Origin of the sequence: Streptosporangium sp. NPDC048047 (genome assembly GCF_040653115.1) — a bacterium.
Classification (GTDB): Bacteria; Actinomycetota; Actinomycetes; order Streptosporangiales; family Streptosporangiaceae; genus Streptosporangium.
Map to the genome: position 1 here is coordinate 1 of NZ_JBEZNH010000031.1, position 20645 is coordinate 20645.

The window sequence follows — 20645 nt, forward strand, 5'->3', positions numbered from 1 at the left end:
GGCCCCGCACGGGGCGGTGCCGGTGGACCCGGACATGCCCGACGCCCTGGAGGCGGATGAACGTCGCGGTGGGGTGGTCGGGCTGGGAGTCCCAGCGGCAGCCGTCACCGTCCTTGGGCCACGTCACCGTGTCGAACCAGCCCTTGCCCTTGAAGCGGGGAAAGCCCGGCGTGCGCCCGGCCTTGACGCGGGCGAAGAACGCCGCGAACGCCTTGTCCAGGCGGCGCAGGGTGGCCTGCTGGGAGGAGAACGACCACCGTCCCTGCCCGCCCGCATCGTCGGCGCGGATGTGCTTCAACTCCGCCGACTGATCGCCGTAGCGGATGCTCACCCCAGCCTTGGCGTAGGCGGTGCGGCGGTGCTCCAGCGCCGCGTTGTACAGGGCGCGGTGATCCTCCAGGCACGCCGTCAACGCGGCCACCTGCTTGCTGGTCGGGCGGATCAGGAACCTGTACGACCTACGCACGGCGCTGCCCCGTGGGGGCGCGCTCGTGCTGGGTTTCGATGTGGCGCCGCACCGTCTCGGCCGATACCGCGCCGGCCGTGGCCACGAAGTACGACCGTGACCACACGGAGGTGCGCACCTGACGATTCACACGATCACTATGACAGCGCCATCCATCTGACACGCGATGATTGGAGAACTCCGATGCGCAGACACGGCCGATCAGGGCACGATCGGGCCTTGGCGGCCCTTCCGCTCCCGATTCCCCCGTCGCCTGAAGGCGACGGTCCCCTCGGGAGGATCTGATGGCGGGCTGGGCGGCCTTCGACATCAACCAGCATGGTCAAGCCCAGCAGCACTTCGGGCACGCTCTCAAACTGGCCAAGGCGGGTGACGACTCGCTGACCGGTGTTCAGGCCCTGACCGCCCTCGCTCGGCAGGCGATCCACTTGGAGCAGCCCGCCTGGGCCGTCTGGCTCGCTCGGGCGGCGGCCGACACCGCTCGCCGCGCGGACGCGCCTCCACGTGTCATGTCGTTCATGCTGAACAAGGAAGCCTGGGCCACCGCTTTGCGGGCCAGGTCAGCCGGAACACTCGACGTTCACGGTGCCCGGGAGGCTGAGCCGACTTCGGGTCCCCAACCGGATCCGGACGAGAAAGGGCGGGTCAGACGCCCGGAGCGGTGAGGGACGACGCGGCGGAGCGGATGAGTTCGGCGCGGGAGGTGATGCCGAGCTTCGTGAAGATGTTGCGCACGTGGTAGTCGACGGTGCGAGGGCTGACGAACAGCCTCGCCGCGATCTCCCGGTTGGTCGCCCCCTCGGCGACGAAGCGGGCGATCTGCAGCTGCTGGGCGGTGAGCACCTCCCCGATGGAACTGCCCGGCCCGGACACCGGCTCGCCTGCGGCCCGCAGCTCGGCGGCGGCCCGTTGCCGCCAGCGCGCGGCGCCGAGCCGTTCGAAGACCTCCGCCGCCTCGCGCAGGTGGTCGCGCGCCTCCTCGCGGCGGCGCCGGTGGCGCAGGTGCGCGCCGTACAGCAGCGCGGTGCGGGCCCGCTCGAAGTCCCGTTCGCCGCGCGCGTGCAGCTCCAGGGCCGCCAGGTAGTGCTCTCCGGCGTCCCGTTCCGGGGCCAGCAGCGCCCGGCACCGCTCCACCAGGGCCCGCGCCCACGGGCTGCCGACGGTCTCGGCCCAGGTGCGGAACGCCTCCAGGGCGCGGGCGGCGCGCTCGCGGTCGCCGTCGCGTACGGCGGCCTCGACGTAGTGCGGGGCCGACAGCAGCGTGATGGCGCCGTGGCCGAGGCCCGCGTCCGCCCGGCTCATCCGCGTCAGCCGTTGGGAGGCCTGGCCGTACCGGCCCGCCGACAGGTCGCTGAAGGCCAGCGCCCAGGTGGCCACGGCGGCGGCCAGGCCGATGCGGTGCTCGCGGGCGCGGGCCAGCGCGGCCTGCGCCCGCTCCCGGCAGGCGTGCTCGTCGCCCTCGATGGCGGCGTGCAGCGCGAGGAGGGCGTGCAGGTGGCAGACGCAGTTGAGCTGCCCGGTGTCGGTGGCCAGGCGCAGCCCCTCCAGCGCGTTGGCGCCGGCCATACCGAGCCGGCCGGTCCACAGCTCGCTGTAGACGAGCAGCTCCAGGGCCTGCGGGACCGCGGTCACCGCGCCGCGGGCGCGGGCGAGCGCCACCGCGCGGGAGGAGATCGCGTGCGCGGCCTCGTCGTCGCCCAGCATGAGCGCCGCCGTGCCGGCCCAGCCCAGGGCGTCGGGGTCGGCGACGAGTCCGGCCGCGTCCACCACCTGGCGCAACGGTCCGACGGCCCGCGAGAGGTCACCGGAGGCGGCCTCGGCCAGCGCGGCCAGGTAGGCGCGCATCAGCGCGGCGCGCGCGCCGGGCGTGTCGCCCAGGGAGCCCGCCCGGCGGGCCGCGGTGGCCAGCCGTACGAGGTCACCGGCGTAGGAGGCGGCCTCGGCGGCGCCCATCAGGGCGCGCAGGGCCCGCGCGGGGTCGGGCAGGCGCGCCGCCGACAGCAGTGACTCGTAGGCGGTCCCGGTGGCCCCGACCCGCAGGCCGATGACCCCGGACAGGAAGGCGATCTCGTCGGGATCTCCGGCCTCCTCCGGTCCACCGGCATCCTCGGCTCCCTCCGGCTCACCGGGGTCCGCCGCCCTCTCCGGGGCGGTGTCTCCGGTCCTCTCCGGGGCCGGGCGGCCGGGGTCGTCGCCGGACGGACGCGCGGAACCGGCATCGGCCTCGACGCCGGTCGGCCGGCCGGCGCGGTCCAGCAGGTGGACCGCGAGGTCGGTGTGCCCGGCCTGCCAGCGGTCCCACGCCGCCGCGACGAGGCGCCGCCCGCGCTGGGCGGCGGCCGGGGTCAGCTCCGCGGCCCGCTCCAGCGCGACGGCCGCGGCCGCGTAGCCGCTGCGCACCCGCGCCCGTACGGCGGTCGCCTCCAGCTCGGCGGCCAGGCCGGCGTCGGGTTCCAGGGCGGCGGCGGCCCGGTGCCAGGAGCGCCGGTCCGGCGGGCCGGAGGTCTCGGCCAGCACCTGGTGCGCCCACCGCCTGCGGGTCAGGCCCGCCCCCTGGTGGACGGCCGAGCGCATGAGCGGGTGCCGGAAGCGCACGCCCGCCTCCGAGAGCTGGACCAGCCCGGCCGCCTCCGCCGCCTCGATCGCCGAGACGTCGATCCGGGCGTGGGCGGCGGCGCGGACCAGGGTCGCCGCGTCGATCTCCGACTCCACCGCGGCGAGCAGCAGCAGCGTCCGCGTGTCCTCCGGGAGCGCCGCGACCCGGTCGAGGTAGGCGCGCTCCAGGCCGGGGCCGACCGGCAGCGGCCGGGGGAGGGCCGTACGGCCGGCGAGCTGGTCGGGGGTGAGGCCGTCGACGATCTCCCGCAGCGCCAGGGGATTCCCGCCGGTGTGCGCGACCAGCCGGGCGCACACCGCCTCGCCGACCGGTCCCCGGGCGCGCTCGCGGACGAGCCGGCCGGCCGCCTCCGCCTCCAGCCCGCCGACCTGCGCCGTCGGCAGCCCCTGGAACACCGGGGGATGGTCGGGGCGGCGGGCCGCCAGCAGCGCCACCCCCTCCGCCTCCAGCCGGGCCGCGGCGAAGGCGAGGGCGTCGAGGGAGGGGGCGTCCATCCAGTGCGCGTCGTCCGCCACGGCGAGGACGGGGCCGCGCTCGGCCGCCTCCGACAGCAGGCTGAGCACCGCCACCGAGATCAGGAACCGGTCCGGCGCGGGACCCTCGGCCCGGCCGAGGGCGACCGCCAGGGCCCGGCGCTGCGGCTCGGGGAGCCCGTCGACCAGCGGGGTCAGCGGGCGGACGAGCCGGTGCAGCGCGGCGAAGGGCAGCCGCGACTCCGACGGCACCCCCCGGGCCGCCAGCACGGTGAAGCCCCCGGCGCGGGTGGCCGCGTAGTCGAGCAGCGCGGTCTTCCCGGCTCCGGGCTCGCCGACCAGCACCCGCACGCCGCTGCGCGAGGCGGCCGCGGCCAGGATCAGGGCGTCGAGGTCGGCCCGTTCTCGTTCGCGGCCGTGCAGATCGGGGGGTGTGATGGCCGTCACACCCCATAAGTTACTTGTCGGTCACATCCGTGTGAATAGGGGACGGCCAACGGGCCCCCCGGTGACATCACCGGTTCGGAGAAGACCGGTGATGTCACCGGTGCCCCGGAGCCGCCGTCGACGGACTCTTTCGTCGGTGCCGCCGTGTTCGGCGGGCCGTACGAAGGAGGAGAAGCCCATGCGACGAAGGCTGTGGCTCGCCCTGGTGGCGGGACTGGCGATGATCGTCCCGTTCGTCCCCGCCCCGGCCCAGGCGGCCGCCCCCGACCCCGTCATCTTCGTGCACGGCTGGGCGGGAGCCGCCTGGAACTGGGACGTCATGAGGGGCGACTTCCAGCGGGACGGCTGGCCCGCCGACCGGCTGTTCGCCTGGGGCTACAACTCGGCGCAGTCCAACGTCACCACCGCGAACCAGCTCGCGGACTTCGTGAACCAGGTCCGCGGCCGGACGGGTGCCCAGAAGGTGGACATCGTCACCCACTCGATGGGCGGCCTGTCGTCGCGCTGGTACCTCAAGTTCCTCGGCGGCGTCGACGCCGTCGACGACTGGGTGTCCATCGGCGGCCCCAACCACGGCACCAACGCCTCCTACCTCTGCGACCTGCTGATCGTCTCCTGCGCGCAGATGAACTACCACTCGTCCTTCCTGGACCGGCTCAACGAGGGTGACGAGACGCCCGGCGCGGTCCACTACGGCGCGTTCCGGTCGTGGTGCGACGAGATCATCAACCCCGACGACAGCGTGAAGCTGGACGGCGCGACCAACGTCAACGTCGGCTGCATCGGTCACCTGTCCCTGCTGCTCTCCTGGTCGGTCTCCCAGCAGGTGCGTGACTTCGTCCGCTGACGCCCCTCAGAGCTTGCGGAAGGTCCTGGCCTCCTCGGCGGCGGCGACCACGTCCTCCAGCGAGGCACCGGAGCCCGCCGAGACGACCGCCGCGATCGCGCCCTCCACGAACGGCACGTCCGCGATCACCACGCCGGGACCCTCCATGAGCCGGGCGGTCAGCACCGAACTGCCCAGGTCCGGGATCAGGACCACCCCGTCGCCCCGGTCCACCTCCTCGATCGCCCTGGCCACCAGGTCAGGGCTGGTGCCGAGGCCGCCGTCGTCGGTGCCGCCGGCCCCGGCCAGCGGCACGTCCGCGCCGCCGATCTGCCGGGCCAGCCGTACGAGCTCGTCGGCCAGCGGGCCGCTGTGGGAGACGAGTACGACGCCGACCATCACTCCGGTCCTTCCTGGGCACGCCGGGACGGCTCTCCCACCGGTTGCCGGGGCGTCCCCTCCGGGGCGGGCCCGGACCGCCCGCCCGGGACGCCCGCCGTGCGGGACACCGCCGCGTGCAGCGCCCGGACGATGAGGGCGGTGGACGCGGCGCCGGGGTCCTCGTGCCCCACGCTGCGCGGGCCGAGATAGCTGGCCCGGCCCTTGCGGGCCTGCATCGGGACCGTGGCCTGCGCCCCGGCCTCCGCCGCCTCCGCCGCCGCGCCGACCGCCTCCGCCGACGCCCGCCCCTCCTGTACGGCCTGCGTCAGCGCCCGGAGCGCCGGGGCGAGCGCGTCCACCATGGTCTTGTCGCCCTCGGCGGCCGATCCCAGCCTCCGTATCCCGGCCAGCCCGGCGGCCAGGGCCTCGTCCAGGTCGGCGAGGGAGACCTCGGGGGAGTCGCCCAGCGCCTTGCCCGCCTCCCGGAACGCCATGCCGTACAGCGGCCCGGACGCCCCGCCGACCTTGCGGATCAGCGTGTTGCCCACCAGGGACAGCAGCGCCCCCGGGGTGTCCGGCCGGCCGCCGGCCAGCGCCTCGGCGACCGCGGTGAAGCCCCGGTCGAGGTTGGCCCCGTGGTCGGCGTCGCCGATCGCGGAGTCCAGCGCGGTCAGCCGGTCCCGGTCTGTCCGGACCGCCGCGGCGATCCCCTCGACCCACGCGGCGAAGAGGGCGGCGTCCAGGCCGCCGGTCGCGCCGGCCGTACCGGTGGCACCGCCTATACCGGCCGGGCCGCTCATGCCGCCCGCGCCGGCCGTGTCCGTCGTGTCGCCCGGGGCGTTCGTGTCGCTCATCCCGTCGGCGTTCCCCGTGCCGCCCGTGTCACGCGCGCGGTCGTCCGGCCCGGTCACGTCAGCGGCCCCACCGCAGCGCGGGCGTCTGCACCGGCGCGTCCCACAGCCGGGTCAGCTCCGGCGTCAGCAGGCAGGCCGTCACCGAGAAGCCCTGCATGTCGAGGCTCGTGACGTAGTCGCCCACCAGGTTGCGCGACGGCGTCGCGCCCTTCTCCTCCAGGTAGGCGGCCACCTCGGCGAAGGCGACGTACAACTCGATCAGCGGGGTGCCGCCCATGCCGTTCACCATGACCAGGACGTCCCCTTCGAGGGGCATGTCCTCGTGGAGGGCGTCCATCGCGACGCGCACCAGCTCGCGCGCCCCGCGCATGGCCGACCGGGTGCGGCCGGGCTCCCCGTGGATGCCGATGCCCAGCTCGACCTCGTCGTCGCCCAGGTCGAAGGTGGGCACGCCCGCGGCGGGGGTGGTGCAGGCGCTCAGCGCGACGCCGAACGACCGGCTGCGCGAGTTGACCTCCTCGGCGACCCGCCGCACCTCCGCCAGCGGCGCGCCCCCCTCCGCCGCGGCTCCGGCGATCTTCTCGACGAAGACCGTGGCGCCGGTTCCCCGGCGTCCCGCCGTGTAGAGGGAGTCGCGGACGGCCACGTCGTCGTCGACCACCACGGTCGCGACCTCCACGCCCTCGTCGGCGCACAGTTCGGCGGCCATGCCGAAGTTCAGGACGTCGCCGGTGTAGTTCTTCACGATGTGCAGCACCCCGGCCCCGCCGTCCACGGCGCTACTGGCCGCGATCACCTGGTCGGGCACGGGCGAGGTGAAGACCTCACCGGGGCAGGCGGCGTCGAGCATGCCGTACCCGACGAAACCGGCGTGCAGCGGCTCGTGTCCCGAGCCGCCGCCGGAGACCAGGCCGACCTTGCCCGGACGTGGTCCGGAGGCGCGCGTCACGAACTGGTTCTTCACATCGACCCGCAGGTCCGGGTGCGCGGCGGCGAGCCCGCGCAGCGCGTCGGCGACCACCGAATCGGCACTGTTGATGAGCTTCTTCACATCCCGAAGATCTGCCCGTTCGGCGGGGAGGGCAAGCGCCGCGACCGGAAAACCTCGGTGTCCGGGGCCAAAACGGGGTGTGGTTGGGTTGGATCTCGTGAACGTCATCGAGACGCTGGGGCTCGCCGGGGTCGGGGCGCTGGCGGGGGTGGTCAGCACGGTGGTGAGCCTGGCGTCCGTCGTCTCCTACCCGGCGCTGCTGGCGTTCGGGCTGCCCCCGCTGACCGCGAACGTCACCAACACGACCGCCCTGGTCTTCACCGGCCTCGGAGCGGCGGCCGGGTCGCGGCCCGAGCTGGCCGGGCAGGGCGGGCTGGTGCTGCGCATGGGCTGGGTGACGGCGCTCGGCGGCGCCACGGGCGCGGCCCTGCTGCTGCTCACGCCGTCGCGGACGTTCGAGGCGATCGTGCCGTGGCTGGTCGCGGTCGCCTCGCTGACGCTGATCCGCCCGCCCCGGCTGCCCGGCCTGACCGCCGCCACCCGCCCCGGTACGGCGGGCGGCCCTCCCGGCGGTTCTCCCGACAGCCCGTCCGATGACCCGCTCGCCGGTCCAGTCGGCGCGTCACCGGGCGACGCGGGCGGTCCCGCGGGCGGCCCGCCGTACGGCGTGTCCCGCGACGCGGAGGCGGGGGAGCGCTGGCCGGTCCGGGCCGCGCTGTTCGCGGTCGCCACCTACATCGGCTACTTCGGCGCGGCCGGCGGGATCGTCATGTTCGCGGTGCTCACCGCCGTGCTCGACCAGTCGCCGGTCCGGGTCAACGCCGTGAAGAACGTCGTGTCCTCCTTCGCCAACGCCGTCGCCGCCCTCGGCTTCGCGGTCTTCGGGCCGGTGCAGTGGTCGGCGGCGGTCCCGCTGGCCGCGGGGTTCCTGGTCGGCGGGCGGATCGGCCCGGTGATCGCGCGGCGGCTCCCCGGCGCGTCCCTGCGCGTCGTCGCCGCCGTCTGCGGCCTGCTCGTCGCGGCCAAGCTCGCCCTCGACGCCTATCTCTGAACGGCCGCCCCGGGCCGGGGACGACACGGCGCGGAGGGATGGCGGAGGCCTCCGGCGTGTAGGAGGATCCGACCAGGCCATCTCCCGACCTCGGAGGCGTCATGTCGGTGCTGCGGAACCTGGTGGAGAGCATCCGTAACGGCGGGATAGAGGTGATCGACCTGACCGCGCCGCTGTCGTCCGAGACGCCGATCCTGCGGCTGCCGGAGCCGTTCGCGAACACGGTCCCGTTCACGCTGAAGGAGATCAGCCGCTACGACGACCGTGGTCCCGCCTGGTACTGGAACGACTTCACCACGGGCGAGCACGTCGGAACGCACTTCGACGCGCCCGTCCACTGGGTGACCGGCAAGGACGGCGAGGACGTCTCCCAGGTGCCGCCGGAGCGGCTCGTCGCCCCCGCCGTCGTGCTGGACGTCGCGGGCGAGGCGGCCGGGAACCCCGACTTCCTGCTGGAGATCGGCCACATAGAGGCGTGGCAGAAGGCGAACGGGCCGCTGCCCGACGGCGGGTGGCTGCTCTACCGCACCGGGTGGGACGCCCGCTCCCACGACCAGGAGAGCTTCCTCAACGCCGACGAGACCGGCCCCCACAGCCCCGGGATGTCGGTGGAGTGCGCCAGGTGGCTGGCGGAGGAGACCCCGATCGCCGGGATCGGCGTGGAGACCGTGGGCACCGACGCGGGCGCGGCGCACGGCTTCGACCCGCCCTTCCCGTGCCACTCGTTCCTGCTGGGCGCGGGCAAGTACGGCCTGACCCAGCTCCGCAACCTCGACCGGCTCCCGGTCACCGGCGCGGTGGTCGTCGCCCCGCCGCTGCCCATCGTCGGAGGCTCGGGCAGCCCGGTGCGGGTGCTGGCCCTGGTCGAGCGGTGAGCGGCGGCGGGACCGTCGCGGAGACCGTCGGCGCGGTCCTCGCCTCCCTGGGCGTGGACATCGCGTTCGGGGTGGTCGGCAGTGGCAACTTCCACGTGACCAACGCGCTGGTCGCGCACGGCGTGCGGTTCGTCGCCGCGCGCCACGAGGGCGGGGCGACGACCATGGCCGACGCCCACGCGCGGATGACGGGCCGGGTCGGCGTGCTCAGCGTCCACCAGGGGCCGGGGCTGACCAACGCGCTGACCGGCGTCGCCGAGGCGGCCAAGAGCCGGACGCCGCTCGTCGTGCTGGCCGGTGAGGTGACCGCCCCGCGGTCCAACTTCTTCGTGGACCAGGCCGCGCTGGCCGCGGCGGTCGGAGCCGTTCCGATGCGGGTCGGCTCCGCCCCGGACGCCGCGACCCTGACGGCCGAGGCGTTCCGCGCCGCCCGCGACGGGCGTCGCACCGTCCTGCTCGGACTGCCGCTGGAGGTACAGGCGCTGACCGTCCCCGGCCTGCCTGGGGTGGGGGACGGGGAGACCGGCGGCTCCGGGACCGCCGGTTCCACTCGATCCGCTGATTCCGTCCGATCCGCCGGTCTCGCCGGGTCCGCCGGTCTCACCGGCGGGGCGCGCCCGCTCCCGGCCGGGCCCGACCCGGAGGCGGCCGCCCGGCTGGCGGAGATCCTCGCGGGCGCGCGGCGGCCGGTGTTCGTGGCCGGCCGGGGAGCCCGTACGGCCCGGCGCGAGCTGGAGGAGCTCGCCAAGCGGGCCGGTGCGCTGCTCGCCACCTCCGCCGTCGCCAAGGGCCTGTTCCGGGGCAGCCCGTGGGACCTGGACGTCAGCGGCGGCTTCGCCTCACCCCTGACCGCCGAGCTGATCCGTGAGGCCGACGTGATCGTCGGCTGGGGATGCGCCCTGAACATGTGGACCACCCGGCACGGCGCGCTCGTCGGCCCGGACACCGTGGTCGTCCAGGTGGACCTGGATCCCGACGCCCTGGGCGCGCACCGCCCGGTCCGCCTCGGGGTGACCGGCGACGCCGCCCGCACCGCACGGGCCGTCGCGGACCTGCTCGCCGACGGGGCCGGGGCCCGCCCCGCGCCCGTCGTGGCGGACGGGGAACCCGGCGGGACGCGCGCCGCCCCGGAAGGGGCGGGGCCGCGTGCCGTACGGCAGGAGCCCGGGACGCGCGCAGTGCCGGGCGGGGCGGGGTACCGGTCGGAGGCGCTGGCGCTGCGGATCGCCCGGGAGGTCCGCTGGCGGGACGTCCCGTACGCCGACGAGAGCGGCGACGGCCGCATCGACCCCCGGACCCTGACGATCGCGCTCGACGACCTGCTGCCCGCCGAGCGCGTCGTCTGCCCCGATTCCGGAAATTTCATGGGATATCCGGCGATGTTCATGGACGTCCCGGACGAAGGGGGCTTCTGCTTCACCCAGGCGTTCCAGTCGATCGGCCTCGGCCTGGCGACCGCGATCGGCGCGGCCCTCGCCCGGCCGGACCGGCTGGCGGTGGCGGCGCTCGGCGACGGCGGCGCGCTGATGGGCGTCTCCGAGCTGGAGACGGTCGTACGGCTCGGCCTGCGCATGGTGGTCGTCGTCTACGACGACGAGGCGTACGGCGCCGAGGTGCACCATTTCGGACCGGACGGCCATCCCCTGGACACCGTGGTCTTCCCACCGGCCGACATCGCCGGCATCGCCCGGGGTTTCGGCTTCGAGGCGGTCACCGTACAAGCCCCCGGAGACCTCGCGGCGGTGGCCCGGTGGCTGGACGGCCCGCGGGAGCGGCCGCTGCTGGTCCACGCCAGGGTCACCCGGGCGCGCGGCTCGTGGTGGCTGGAGGAGGCGTTCCGCGGCCACTGAGGCGGACCCCGGCCCGCCACGGGCTCCTCGGCCCGTCGCGGGTCCCCGGCCCGCCACGGGTTCCCGGTCCGCCGCGGTCCTTCGGCCTGCCCCGGTCCCACCCCGTCGCGGGACCGGGGCAGGCCGGTGAGCGGGGAAGCTGAGGTACGGTTCAGCCATGGCTGAGATCGTGTATCCCCCGGTCATCGGGGCCGCGCGGACCATGTTCCGCGCGCTGGATTTGAAGATCCGCGTCGAGGGCGCCGAGCGGATACCGAGGACCGGGGGCGCGGTGCTGGTCAGTAACCACATCAGTTATCTGGACTTCATCTTCGCCGGCTTCGCCGCCCTGCCGGCCAAGCGGCTGGTCCGGTTCATGGCCAAGAAGGAGGTCTTCGACCACAGGATCTCCGGCCCGCTGATGCGCGGCATGCACCACATCCCGGTGGACCGCGCGGCGGGCGCCTCGGCGTTCGGGGCGGCCATGAAGGCGCTCAAGGCGGGCGAGGTCGTCGGCGTGTTCGCCGAGGCCACGATCAGCCGGTCGTTCACCGTCAAGGACATCAAGAACGGCGCGATCCGGATGGCCGTGGCCGCCGGGGTGCCGGTGATCCCGGTCGCCCTGTGGGGCACGCAGCGGCTGTGGACCAAGGGCCGCCCCAAGAAGCTCCTCCAGCGGCACGTCCCGGTGACCATCCTGGTCGGCGAGTCGATGCATCCCAAGCGCGGCGACGACTACGACGCCGCCACCGCCGACCTGCGCACCCGCATGACCGAGCTGCTCGACCGGGCCCAGCGGAACTACCCCGAGCAGCCCCAGGGCGTCTGGTGGCAGCCCAGGCACCTCGGCGGGACCGCCCCCACCCCGGAGGAGGCCGCCCAGATGGACGAGGCCGAGGCCAAGGAGCGGGAGGCCCGCCGCCAGGCGTGAGCCGGAGGGCGGGCCGCCGCGACCGCCCGCCCCCGGAGTCCCACCGCGTGGAGGACGCGTGGAGGACGCGCGGCGGGAATCGCACGGGGAGGACGCGCGCCGGGAACGAGCCGGAGGGCGGCCCGCCGCAAGCCGGAGGCAGGTGATCCGCAAGCGGCAGGGTGCACCTTTCCGTTCCATGAACGACGCGCTGGAAAACCTCCTCGACGCCATGGAGCCCGGACCGGCCCCGGGCCCCGGGCGCACCCCCGGACCCGTCGGCATGACCGTGCTCCTGGTCTGCTGGCTCGCCCTGGGCCTGATGCCCTTCGTCTTCGCCGTGGACGACCTGGAACTGGCGACAGGCCGGACCGGCACGCCGGGCACGCTCACCGTCGTCTCCTGCGTGCCGCTGGGGGAGGGGCGCTACGACTGCCGGGGGAGGTTCACGCCCGACGGCGGCGGCGCGGCGATCGCGGTGACGGCCTCGCCCGACTCCACCGCCGGGGACGTCAGGCGCGCCCGGCTCGCCCCCGGGCGCGACCGCGCGGTCCCGACCGGGACGGCGGGCCTGCTGGCCGCGCTGACCATGCCCTTCCTCGGCGCCGGCGTGCTCGCCTTCCTCCCCTACGTGGCGCTCCACGCCCTGCGGATACGGCGGGGCCGCCGGGGCGCGGTGATCTTCGGAGCGCTCCTGACGTCCGTCGCGGTGGCGGGGATGGTGGCCGGAATGGTGGCGTCCTACTCCTGATCCGGAGGCCGGCCGTGCCTTTCCCCGGATCCGGGACCGCTCCTGATCCCGGGGGCCGGTCGTGCTTCTCCCCGGATCCCGGCCCGTTCCTGATCCCGGGGGACCGGCGGCCGGTGGTCAGAGGCGGTCGGCGACGCGTTCCAGCAGGGGGAGCGCCTCGGCGAGCAGGCGCCGTTCCCGGTCGTCCAGGGCGTCGCCGAGCGCGCGCTCCAGCCGTTCGGTGACGGCCTGGGTCCGGCCGTCGTGGGCGCGCGTACCGGCCTCGGTGAGCCGGCTGACGACCTTCCGGCCGTCCCGCGGGTCGGGCTCGCGGGCGATCAGGCCACGCCTGGCCAGCGCGCCGAGCGTCGTGCCGATCGCCTGGGGGGTGACCTGCTCGGAGTCGGCCAGCTCGGCGGAGGTGGAGGGGCCCAGGCGGTGCAGCCGGGACAGCACGGCCAGCTCGGTGAAGGTGAGGTCGCTCGCGCTGTCGGCGACGCCGTACAACTGCCTGATCCGGCGGGCGATGCGGCCGACGGCGATCCTGAGGTCGCGCGCCGTGTGATCCGGCCGGCCGGAATCCGCCGGGGTGTCGTCCATCATGATGCCAAGGTTAGCTTTATCAATCTGACTTTGCTACTTTCGCGTCATCCCGGTATCCCCCCGGCCTCCCCCCGGCCTCCACGGCATCCATCGAAAGGACACGCCCGTGTGCTACGACGCTGACGCCACCCCGCCGGTCGCCTCCACCGGCACGCCCGTCACCTCCGGCCCGCTGACCCTGACCTCCGCCGACGGCACCCGTCTCGCCGCCTACCTGGCCGTCCCCGAGCGGCCGACGGGAGCCGGGGTGGTGGTGATCCCCGACAACCGGGGGCTGGCGCCCTTCTACGAGCGCCTGGCCGTACGGCTCGCCGAGCACGGCCACCCCGCGATCGCCTACGACCACTTCGGCCGCACCGCGGGCCCCTCCACCGAGGGCCGGGGCGACGGCTTCCCCCGCATGGAGGACTACGCCGCGCTCACCCGGTCCCGGCAGCAGGACGACATGACCGCCGCCCTAGGCCGGCTGCGGGAGTACGGCGGCGCCCAGGCGGCCCTGGGCTTCTGCATGGGCGGGCGGCTGGCCTTCTTCGCCTCCGAGCCGCGCTTCGGCCTGGCCGGGGTGGTCGGCTTCTACGGCCACCCCGGCATCGCCGGCCCGTACGGTCCCGGACCCGCCCAGCACGCCGCCGACCTGTCCGCCCCCGTCCTGGGCCTGTTCGGCGGGGCCGACGAGGGCATCCCGGAGAGCGCGGTGAAGGAGTTCGGCGACGCCCTCGTCACCGCCGGGGTGGAGCACGAGTTCGTCGTCTACCCCGGCGCCCCGCACGGGTTCTTCGACGTCAGGGACGACGAGCACGCCGGCGCGTGCGCCGACGCCTGGCGGCGCGTCCTCGCGTTCCTCGACCGGGTGGGCTGAGCGCGCCCCGCCCGCCGACGGCCCCCTCATGGGAGCGCTCCCGTGACAGACTGGGCGTGTTCCGAAGATCGAAGGGCTTGGCCGAGAACCCGTACCCCCCGAGGAGATCCGATGACGGAACCCGTCGTCCTGCCCGCCTTCCCCGCCCCCATGCACTGGCTGCACGAGCCGGTCGCCTACGAGGTGGTGGGAGAGGACGCCCTTTCCATCACCGCGGGGCCGAAGACGGACCTGTTCTGCGACCCCGGCGGCCCCGGCCGCTTCGGCAACGCCCCCGCGCTGGTCGGCCGCCTCGACGGAGACTTCACCCTCGGCGCCCGCGTCCGGCTCGACCTGCTGTCCACCTACGACGCGGGCGTGATGCTGCTGTACGCGGGCCCGGACCACTGGGCGAAGTTCTGCCTGGAGCTCTCCCCGCAGGGCAGGCCCACGGTCGTCACCGTGGTGAACCGGGGGGTGTCCGACGACTGCAACGCGTTCACCGTCGAGGGCGACGACGTCCGGCTGCGGATCTCCCGGCTCGGCTCCGCCTACGCCTTCCACGTCGCCGCGGGCTCGGACTTCTGGCAGCTGATCCGCTACTTCGCGCTGGACGGCGACCCCGAGGTCGGCTTCCAGGCCCAGTCCCCGACGGGGGAGGGCTGCACCGTGCGGTTCGAGGACGTCCGCCACTCCGCCGAGCGCCTCGCGGACCTGCGCGGCGGCGTCTAGCGGCCGGGAGCCCGTCGTCCACGCGCCGTTGCGGGCACGGCGGCTGATCCGGCGCTCCGGCGGCCGGACGGCACCGCGAACCCCTCGCCGGGAAACAGGCTGGAAAATCAGCGGCCCGCTGTGGGAGGCTTCGTGGCCGTCGCATCCGGGTGAGACTGAGGAGATTCGCATGTGGCGGCAGACCGACCCAGGGGAGGCGGGTTTCGCACCCGATTTGGCCGACCGGTTCGATGCCCTGGCCCGGAAACATCCGCCTGGCCCGCATGGCGTGGTGGTGGTCCGCCGCGGCGCCCTGGTCCTGGAGCACTACGGCAGCGGCCCCGACGTCTCCTGGAACACCCCGCTCGGCACGGTCGACTTCGGGCCGGAGACCCTGCACGACGTCCGCTCGGTCACCAAGAGCGTCGTCGGGCTGCTGTACGGCCTCGCCCTGGCCGACGGCCTGGTCCCCGGCCCCGGCGAGCCGCTCCTGGCGGGGTTCCCCGAGTATCCCGACCTGGCCGCCGACCCCCGCCGCGCCCGGCTGACCGTCGGGCACGCGCTCACGATGTCCCTCGGCCTGCGGTGGGACGAGAGCGCGCCGTACACCTCGCCGGAGAACGACGAGATCGGGATGGAGCTGGCGCCCGACCGGATCCGCTTCGTGCTGGAGAGACCGGTCGTCGAGGAGCCGGGCCTGCGGTGGGGCTACAGCGGCGGCGCCGCCGCCCTGGTCGGCGCGCTCATCGCCCGGGGGACCGGGCGCCCGCTCGCGGACTTCGCCCGCACCGCGCTCTTCGAGCCGCTCGGCGTCGGTCCCTTCGAATGGATGACGGGTGCGGACGGGGTCGCCTCGGCGGCCTCCGGCCTGCGGCTGACCCCGCGCGGCATGGCCAGGATCGGCCAGGCCGTGCTCGGCCGCGAGGTGGTTCCCGAGTGGCTCGGGGAGATGCTGCGTCCGCGGGTGCCGGCCTGGGAGGGGACCTCCTACGGCTACCTCTGGTACGTCGCCCCGGACGGGGCGGTCTCGGCCATGGGCAACGGCGGGCAGCGGATCTTCGTCGTCCCCCGGCTCGACCTCGTCGTGGCCGTCACCGCGGGCGACTACAACGGCCCGGAGCAGGGCGCACTGCCCCTGGCCGTCATGGAGGACGTCGTCCTTCCGGCCTTGGACGCCTGAGGCGGCGGACGGGCTCGCGCTCCGGCGCGGATCGGGGACTCTCCATGGATCTGGCGGGGAGGCCGCGAGCCGCTTCTGAGATGCTGGAAATCGCGGGCCCGTCCCCGGGGCGGGCGCCACGGCCCGGCACGGATCGGAGGCTCTCCATGGATCTGGCGGGGAGGCTGAGGCGGTGGTGGGGGGTGCGCGCCGACGCGTGGCGCACCCGGCTGTGGCCGATCCCCGTCGCGGGAGTGGCCCTGGCGGCCGCGCTCGGGGTGGAGCTGCCCCGCCTCGACGCCCGCCTCGACGACGAACTGCCTCCGTGGATGACGGCCTACCTGTTCACCGGCGGGCCGGAGGCGGCCCGCACGGTGCTGTCGGCCATCGCGGGTTCACTGATCACCGTGACGTCGCTGACGTTCTCCCTGACCGTGGTCACGCTGCAGCTGGCCAGCAGCCAGTACTCCCCGCGCCTGCTGCGGACCTTCGTCCAGGACCGGTTCGTCCACGTCGCGCTGGCGCTGCTGCTGGCCACGTTCGTCTACTCGCTGACCGTGCTGCGCACGGTGCGCGCGTCCGCGGAGGATCGGTCGGCGTTCGTGCCCCAGCTGTCGGTGACCGTGGCGTACCTGCTCGCGCTGGCCGGCGTGATCGCGCTGGTGGCCTTCCTGGCTCACCTGGCCCGGCAGATCCGGGTGGAGTCGCTGCTGCGCGTGGTGCACGCGGAGGCCGCCGCGACGATCGCCCGCAACCTGACGGAGGAGGACGGGGGAGAGGACGAGGGGACGACGGTCCCGTCCGGCGTCCCGCCGATGCGCACGGACCAGACGGTGCCGTTGTGCGCCCGGTCGTCGGGTTTCCTGACCTCCGTCGACGAGGAGGAGATCCTGGCCGCCGCGGTCGACGCCGGCGCCGTGGTGCTTCTCCGGCACTTTCCCGGCGACTCCGTGGTCGCCGGCGTCCCGATCGCGGCGGCACGTCCCCTCGACGAGGGCGCGGTGCTGGACCCGGAGACCGTCGGGACGCTGTCCGGACGCGTCGCGGAGGCGGTCGGGACCGGCTACGAGCGCACCGCGGCCCAGGACGTCGCGTTCGGGCTGCGGCAGATCGTCGACGTCGCGCTCAAGGCGCTGTCACCGGGGATCAACGACCCGACCACCGCGGTCCACGCCCTCGGCCACGTCGCCGCGCTGGTGTGCGACCTGGCCCGCCGTGACCTGGGCCCCCGCCTGCTGCGGGACGACTCCGGCCGGGTGCGCGTCGTGCTCCGGCGCCCGGGGTTCCCCACGCTCCTCGACCTGGCGATCACCCAGCCCCGCCGCTACGGCACCGGCGATCCCGAGGTGCTGGCGCGGCTGTTCACGATGCTGCGCGAGGTCGCCTGGTCCACCCACCGGCCCGAGCACCACCGGGCCGTCGCCGATCAGCTCGTACGGCTGTGCGCCACCGCCGACGCCCAGGGGTACGACCGCGATGAGGCGGCGCGGATGGGCGCCCTGGCCCGGTCGGTACGGGAGGCGCTGGCCGGCCGCTGGCCGCCGGAGGCGGGCTTCTGACCGGCCGGCCCGGATCGTGACCAGGCGGCCCGGATCGTGACGGGCCGGGTATCGCGGCGCGGTACCGTGCCCGGCCGGGTTCCGCGGCGCCGGACCGTGACGGGCCGCTCCGGAACCCGGCCGGGCCCCGGGCCGCGGTCCCTACCGCTCCCGGGCCCGCTTCTGATGGCGATCGGCCCTGGCGTGGGTCCAGCCCATCGTGTCGTCCATGATCCTGATGGCCCTGCCGACCGGGATCATGAGGATCACCGCGGCGAGGCAGCCCCAGAACAGCGGCATGTTCCCGATGACCAGGGCGAGGCCGCCGGCCGCGAAGAAGACCAGGAAGGCGCCGACGAACACCCAGGAGATCGGGCGGCCGTGCGGGCGTCCCCGGCCGGAGACGGGCTTCGGTTCGCTGCGCGGCACCGGCCTGAGGGCCGGCGGCGTTTCCCCGGAGGCGTCCGGCGTGTCCCGGGGAGCGTCCGGCGTGCCGTCGAGGGCGCGTGACGTGTCCCCGGAACCGTGCGGCGCGTCCCCGGGGTCGTACGGAGTCTCGTCGCGGTCGCGCCGCGGGTCGTCGTTCATGGGATGCTCCTGGACTGCGTAGACGGTGGTCGCCGGCCGCGGCCCCCTCCGGGAGGGCCGCGGCTCCGCGCGGTTCCGGCTCACCCGGCCCCGGCGCGCCGGGCGAGCCAGGTCAGGCCGGCCAGGCCCGCCGCGGCTCCGGCGACGGTCACCAGACGGCGGTGCTCGGAGACCCAGACCTGAGGGCTGCGGGAGTGCGAGCGGGAGTCGAAGCGCCCGTGCGCGCCGTAGTCCTTTCCACTTTCGTCGTCCGCGGGCTCCCACAGGTTGGCCGGGCGTCCGGCCCTCCGGTGCTCCGGCGTCTGCTGGGAGGAGAAGCCCGTCCTGGCGAGGTACCTGTCGAGCAGGGCGGGCGCCACCCGGTCGGCCAGCAGCGTGGCGGCCGTCATGGCCCCCACCCAGAACTCCTTGCGCTCGGGGTGGTCGGCGGCGAACACGATGGCCCGCGCCGCGACCTCCGGCTGGTAGATGGGCGGCACCGGCTGCGGACGGTTCGGCAGGCGGGACAGCACCCAGTCGAACTGCGGGGTGTTGAGCGCCGGCAGCTGCACCATCGTGACCCGCACGCCGCTCCCGTCATGCATCAGCTCGCAGCGCAGGGACTCGGTGAACCCCTTGATGGCGTGCTTGGCGGCGCAGTACCCCGACTGCAGCGGGATCGCCCGGTAGGCCAGCGCGGAGCCCACCTGGACGATGGCGCCCTCGCCGCGGGACAGCATGCGGTCCAGCGCGGCCTTCGTGCCGTACACGTAGCCGAGGTAGGTGACCTCGGTCACCCGCCGATACTCCTCGGGCTCGATCTCGGTGACCGGGGCGAAGACCGTGCTGAACGCCACGTTCACCCACACGTCGATCGGGCCGAGCTCCTCCTCCACGCGCCGGGCCGCCTCCTCCACCTGACGGTGGTCGGCGACGTCCACGGATATCGGCAGCGCCTGCCCGCCGGCCGCCCGGACCTCCTCGGCGGCGGCCTCCAGCCCCTTCTCGCCGCGGGCGAGCAGCGCCACCGAGTCTCCCCGGGCGCCGAAGGCGCGGGCCGCAGCCCGGCCGACACCGGCGCTCGCGCCGGTGACGACCACGGTCCTGGGACTCTCCTTGGTCATGTCTCATCACCTCGCCGGTTCTCGATACCCGGAGAGGACGGGCTCATACGGGATCGAGGCGCCCACGAGGACCGGGGCCGGTCCACGGGGTCCGGGAGCGTACAGGATCGAGGGGCCGAAGCCGGAGGCGGCCGCGGGGACCCCGGCACGCCGTACCGCTCCCACCGGAGCACGCCACGCCGGGACATTCGCATAAACAGAACCGGTTTTTGTCCAACCATTGCATCCTGCGTGAGTCGTCGCCCCCGGACTGGATACGGATTAAGTGGTGGAATACCAGCCTGAAGAAGGGTGGCGGGAACCATGACACATTCGCCACTGGGAATGGAGCAGCATCCCGACATAGCCGAGATGCGTGCTCGTTACGACCGCGCGACCCAGACGCCGCTCGCACAAGTCGTCGGTGGGCTGACCTTCCTGGCCGGTCTCTACCTGGCCATCTCACCGTGGATCGTCGGCTTCAACGGCCGTAGCACGATCACCGTCAACAACCTCGTCACGGGTCTCGCCGTGGCGGCGCTGGCGGTCGGGTTCACCTCCGCCTACGGCCGCACACGCGGGGTCGCCTGGGTGACGCCCATCATCGGCCTGTGGACGATCATCGCCCCGTGGGTGGTGTCCCCGCACACGGCTCCCGCGTCCGTCATCGTCAGCAACGTCATCATCGGGGTCATCCTGTTGCTCTGCGGGTTGGCGGAGATCGGGATCGGCATGCGGACGTCACGCCACAAGACGTGACGCCGGATCACCGGGCCGCCCGGGAGGACGGCCCGGTCCCCGGCGAGGGAGTGGTCAGGACAGGAAGCCGGTGAGGGCGTCGAGCCAGCGATCGGGCCGGTCTACGTGGGCCATGTGCCCCGCCTCCTCGATCACCACGGCGCGGGCGGCCGGCAGCACCGCCGCCGCCTCCTCCGCCAGGACCGCGGGGAACGTCATGTCCTGCCTGCCGTGCAGCAGGAGCACCGGGACGCCGAGGTCGCGCAGCCGCCGTACGGCGTCATCGGGGCGGGCGGACGGCAGGACGCCGGCCCGCCAGGGGCGCATCCACTCCGCCGAGAAACGCACCTCCGCCAGGCGGTCGAGGTAGCCCGGCAGCGCCTCCGGGCGCCAGACGTCCGTCGCCGCGGAGGCGACCGCCGCCGCACGGGTGAGCTCCGGTCCGGACAGTTCGGGGTCGGACCACACGTCGGCCTCCGCGGCGAGCCGTTCCTCCCGTTCACGCCACCCCGCGAAGGCGTCCGGCGGGACCGGCGGGACGCTGCTGGAGGCGACCACCAGCCTCCGCACCCGCCCGGGTACGGCGAGCGCCAGCCGCTGCGCGAGCAGCCCGCCGTAGGAGAACCCCAGCACGTCGGCGCGGGGGCAGCCGAGCGCGTCCAGCAGGGCGACCAGGTCGCCGACGACGGCGTCGGGGGTGTAGTGCCCGTCGTCCAGGCCCCGCGTGGAGCGCCCGCAGCCCCGCAGGTCGGGCAGGACGACCCGGTGCCGCCCGGCGAGCGCGCCCAGGGGTTCGCGCAGGTACGTGTGGTCCCAGTCCGGCCCTCCGTGGATCACCAGCAGGGTGCGGCCGGCGGGACCCGGGGTCCGCGCGGTGAACAGCTCGACCACGGGGTCCGCGGACACGGCCACGAGGCTCTCGGTGAACATCCCGGCAG

The 20645-nt window shown here is 74.7% G+C and carries 21 protein-coding genes; 12 read left to right on the forward strand and 9 right to left on the reverse strand.

What is annotated here, in order from left to right:
* On the reverse strand, positions 1-466 hold a 466-nt coding region (locus AB0D67_RS24240), incomplete at its 3' end, for a transposase (RefSeq protein WP_362939915.1).
* Between the two features lie 284 nt (positions 467-750).
* Between AB0D67_RS24240 and AB0D67_RS24245 the strand changes: the two genes are divergently transcribed.
* The gene (locus AB0D67_RS24245; protein ID WP_362939918.1) at positions 751-1131 is read left to right on the forward strand and encodes a hypothetical protein; all 381 of its coding nucleotides are present in this window, start codon (positions 751-753) and stop codon (positions 1129-1131) included.
* On the opposite strand, the gene AB0D67_RS24250 is transcribed toward AB0D67_RS24245, so the two are convergent.
* Positions 1112-4003, reverse strand: coding sequence for a LuxR C-terminal-related transcriptional regulator (locus tag AB0D67_RS24250; protein WP_362939921.1), 2892 nt, complete (start codon positions 4001-4003; stop codon positions 1112-1114). The genes AB0D67_RS24245 and AB0D67_RS24250 overlap by 20 nt on opposite strands.
* Before the next feature lie 178 nt (positions 4004-4181).
* Here AB0D67_RS24250 and AB0D67_RS24255 point away from each other — a divergent pair, with 178 nt between their 5' ends.
* The gene (locus AB0D67_RS24255; RefSeq protein ID WP_362939924.1) at positions 4182-4850 is read left to right on the forward strand and encodes an alpha/beta fold hydrolase; all 669 of its coding nucleotides are present in this window, start codon (positions 4182-4184) and stop codon (positions 4848-4850) included.
* A gap of 6 nt (positions 4851-4856) precedes the next feature.
* Here AB0D67_RS24255 and dhaM read toward each other — a convergent pair whose 3' ends face one another.
* Genes dhaM through dhaK form a run of 3 tightly spaced genes read right to left on the reverse strand, consistent with a single transcriptional unit; the run spans position 4857 to position 7115 of the window.
* The gene (gene dhaM, locus AB0D67_RS24260) at positions 4857-5228 is read right to left on the reverse strand and encodes a dihydroxyacetone kinase phosphoryl donor subunit DhaM (protein ID WP_362939927.1); all 372 of its coding nucleotides are present in this window, start codon (positions 5226-5228) and stop codon (positions 4857-4859) included.
* On the reverse strand, positions 5228-6064 hold the full coding sequence (dhaL, locus tag AB0D67_RS24265; RefSeq protein ID WP_362939930.1) for a dihydroxyacetone kinase subunit DhaL: 837 nt from the start codon (positions 6062-6064) through the stop codon (positions 5228-5230). Before dhaL ends, dhaM begins: the two co-directional genes overlap by 1 nt.
* A 58-nt stretch (positions 6065-6122) precedes the next feature.
* Positions 6123-7115, reverse strand: a complete 993-nt coding sequence (gene dhaK / locus AB0D67_RS24270; RefSeq protein WP_362939933.1) for a dihydroxyacetone kinase subunit DhaK — start codon at positions 7113-7115, stop codon at positions 6123-6125.
* A 97-nt stretch (positions 7116-7212) separates the two neighbouring features.
* Here dhaK and AB0D67_RS24275 point away from each other — a divergent pair, with 97 nt between their 5' ends.
* From AB0D67_RS24275 to AB0D67_RS24295, 5 genes are all read left to right on the forward strand, one after another.
* A complete protein-coding gene (locus AB0D67_RS24275) occupies positions 7213-8106 on the forward strand; it encodes a sulfite exporter TauE/SafE family protein (RefSeq protein WP_362939936.1) in 894 nt (297 codons plus the stop codon).
* A gap of 101 nt (positions 8107-8207) precedes the next feature.
* Positions 8208-8981, forward strand: a complete 774-nt coding sequence (locus tag AB0D67_RS24280; RefSeq protein ID WP_362939939.1) for a cyclase family protein — start codon at positions 8208-8210, stop codon at positions 8979-8981.
* Positions 8978-10831: a thiamine pyrophosphate-binding protein gene (locus AB0D67_RS24285; RefSeq protein WP_362939942.1), complete on the forward strand. Its 1854-nt coding sequence runs from the start codon at positions 8978-8980 to the stop codon at positions 10829-10831. The genes AB0D67_RS24280 and AB0D67_RS24285 overlap by 4 nt, the downstream gene beginning before the upstream one ends.
* Positions 10832-10988: 157 nt before the next feature.
* The gene (locus tag AB0D67_RS24290) at positions 10989-11741 is read left to right on the forward strand and encodes a lysophospholipid acyltransferase family protein (RefSeq protein ID WP_362939945.1); all 753 of its coding nucleotides are present in this window, start codon (positions 10989-10991) and stop codon (positions 11739-11741) included.
* A 178-nt stretch (positions 11742-11919) separates the two neighbouring features.
* Positions 11920-12471 (forward strand): hypothetical protein, encoded by a 552-nt coding sequence (locus tag AB0D67_RS24295; protein WP_362939948.1) that lies wholly within the window; start codon positions 11920-11922, stop codon positions 12469-12471.
* A 117-nt stretch (positions 12472-12588) separates the two neighbouring features.
* Here AB0D67_RS24295 and AB0D67_RS24300 read toward each other — a convergent pair whose 3' ends face one another.
* Positions 12589-13053, reverse strand: coding sequence for a MarR family transcriptional regulator (locus AB0D67_RS24300; RefSeq protein WP_362939951.1), 465 nt, complete (start codon positions 13051-13053; stop codon positions 12589-12591).
* Between the two features lie 106 nt (positions 13054-13159).
* On the opposite strand from AB0D67_RS24300, the gene AB0D67_RS24305 reads away from it, so the two are divergent.
* The 4 genes from AB0D67_RS24305 (at position 13160) to AB0D67_RS24320 (ending at position 17320) form a co-directional block, all read left to right on the forward strand.
* Entirely contained in the window at positions 13160-13912 is a 753-nt protein-coding gene (locus AB0D67_RS24305; RefSeq protein WP_362939954.1) for a dienelactone hydrolase family protein, read from the forward strand.
* 111 nt (positions 13913-14023) lie between these two features.
* Positions 14024-14623, forward strand: a complete 600-nt coding sequence (locus AB0D67_RS24310; RefSeq protein WP_362939957.1) for a DUF1349 domain-containing protein — start codon at positions 14024-14026, stop codon at positions 14621-14623.
* Positions 14624-14792: 169 nt separating this feature from the next.
* Positions 14793-15782, forward strand: coding sequence for a serine hydrolase (locus AB0D67_RS24315; RefSeq protein WP_362939960.1), 990 nt, complete (start codon positions 14793-14795; stop codon positions 15780-15782).
* A 146-nt stretch (positions 15783-15928) separates the two neighbouring features.
* Entirely contained in the window at positions 15929-17320 is a 1392-nt protein-coding gene (locus tag AB0D67_RS24320; RefSeq protein ID WP_362939963.1) for a DUF2254 domain-containing protein, read from the forward strand.
* 141 nt (positions 17321-17461) lie between these two features.
* On the opposite strand, the gene AB0D67_RS24325 is transcribed toward AB0D67_RS24320, so the two are convergent.
* Positions 17462-17887: a hypothetical protein gene (locus AB0D67_RS24325; protein WP_362939966.1), complete on the reverse strand. Its 426-nt coding sequence runs from the start codon at positions 17885-17887 to the stop codon at positions 17462-17464.
* An 80-nt stretch (positions 17888-17967) separates the two neighbouring features.
* Entirely contained in the window at positions 17968-18990 is a 1023-nt protein-coding gene (locus tag AB0D67_RS24330) for an SDR family oxidoreductase (RefSeq protein ID WP_362939969.1), read from the reverse strand.
* 303 nt (positions 18991-19293) lie between these two features.
* Between AB0D67_RS24330 and AB0D67_RS24335 the strand changes: the two genes are divergently transcribed.
* A complete protein-coding gene (locus AB0D67_RS24335) occupies positions 19294-19728 on the forward strand; it encodes an SPW repeat protein (RefSeq protein WP_362939972.1) in 435 nt (144 codons plus the stop codon).
* Between the two features lie 54 nt (positions 19729-19782).
* Here AB0D67_RS24335 and AB0D67_RS24340 read toward each other — a convergent pair whose 3' ends face one another.
* Positions 19783-20637: an alpha/beta hydrolase gene (locus tag AB0D67_RS24340; RefSeq protein WP_362939975.1), complete on the reverse strand. Its 855-nt coding sequence runs from the start codon at positions 20635-20637 to the stop codon at positions 19783-19785.
* Positions 20638-20645 lie beyond the last annotated feature (8 nt).

Coding starts and splice junctions, on each gene's coding strand:
- AB0D67_RS24245 (WP_362939918.1), top strand. CDS start 751: ATGGCGGGCTGGGCGGCCTTCGACATCAACCAGCATGGTCAAGCCCAG.
- AB0D67_RS24255 (WP_362939924.1), top strand. CDS start 4,182: ATGCGACGAAGGCTGTGGCTCGCCCTGGTGGCGGGACTGGCGATGATC.
- dhaM (WP_362939927.1), bottom strand. CDS start 5,228: ATGGTCGGCGTCGTACTCGTCTCCCACAGCGGCCCGCTGGCCGACGAG.
- dhaL (WP_362939930.1), bottom strand. CDS start 6,064: ATGAGCGACACGAACGCCCCGGGCGACACGACGGACACGGCCGGCGCG.
- AB0D67_RS24280 (WP_362939939.1), top strand. CDS start 8,208: ATGTCGGTGCTGCGGAACCTGGTGGAGAGCATCCGTAACGGCGGGATA.
- AB0D67_RS24290 (WP_362939945.1), top strand. CDS start 10,989: ATGGCTGAGATCGTGTATCCCCCGGTCATCGGGGCCGCGCGGACCATG.
- AB0D67_RS24295 (WP_362939948.1), top strand. CDS start 11,920: ATGAACGACGCGCTGGAAAACCTCCTCGACGCCATGGAGCCCGGACCG.
- AB0D67_RS24300 (WP_362939951.1), bottom strand. CDS start 13,053: ATGATGGACGACACCCCGGCGGATTCCGGCCGGCCGGATCACACGGCG.
- AB0D67_RS24310 (WP_362939957.1), top strand. CDS start 14,024: ATGACGGAACCCGTCGTCCTGCCCGCCTTCCCCGCCCCCATGCACTGG.
- AB0D67_RS24315 (WP_362939960.1), top strand. CDS start 14,793: ATGTGGCGGCAGACCGACCCAGGGGAGGCGGGTTTCGCACCCGATTTG.
- AB0D67_RS24320 (WP_362939963.1), top strand. CDS start 15,929: ATGGATCTGGCGGGGAGGCTGAGGCGGTGGTGGGGGGTGCGCGCCGAC.
- AB0D67_RS24325 (WP_362939966.1), bottom strand. CDS start 17,887: ATGAACGACGACCCGCGGCGCGACCGCGACGAGACTCCGTACGACCCC.
- AB0D67_RS24330 (WP_362939969.1), bottom strand. CDS start 18,990: ATGACCAAGGAGAGTCCCAGGACCGTGGTCGTCACCGGCGCGAGCGCC.
- AB0D67_RS24335 (WP_362939972.1), top strand. CDS start 19,294: ATGACACATTCGCCACTGGGAATGGAGCAGCATCCCGACATAGCCGAG.
- AB0D67_RS24340 (WP_362939975.1), bottom strand. CDS start 20,637: ATGTTCACCGAGAGCCTCGTGGCCGTGTCCGCGGACCCCGTGGTCGAG.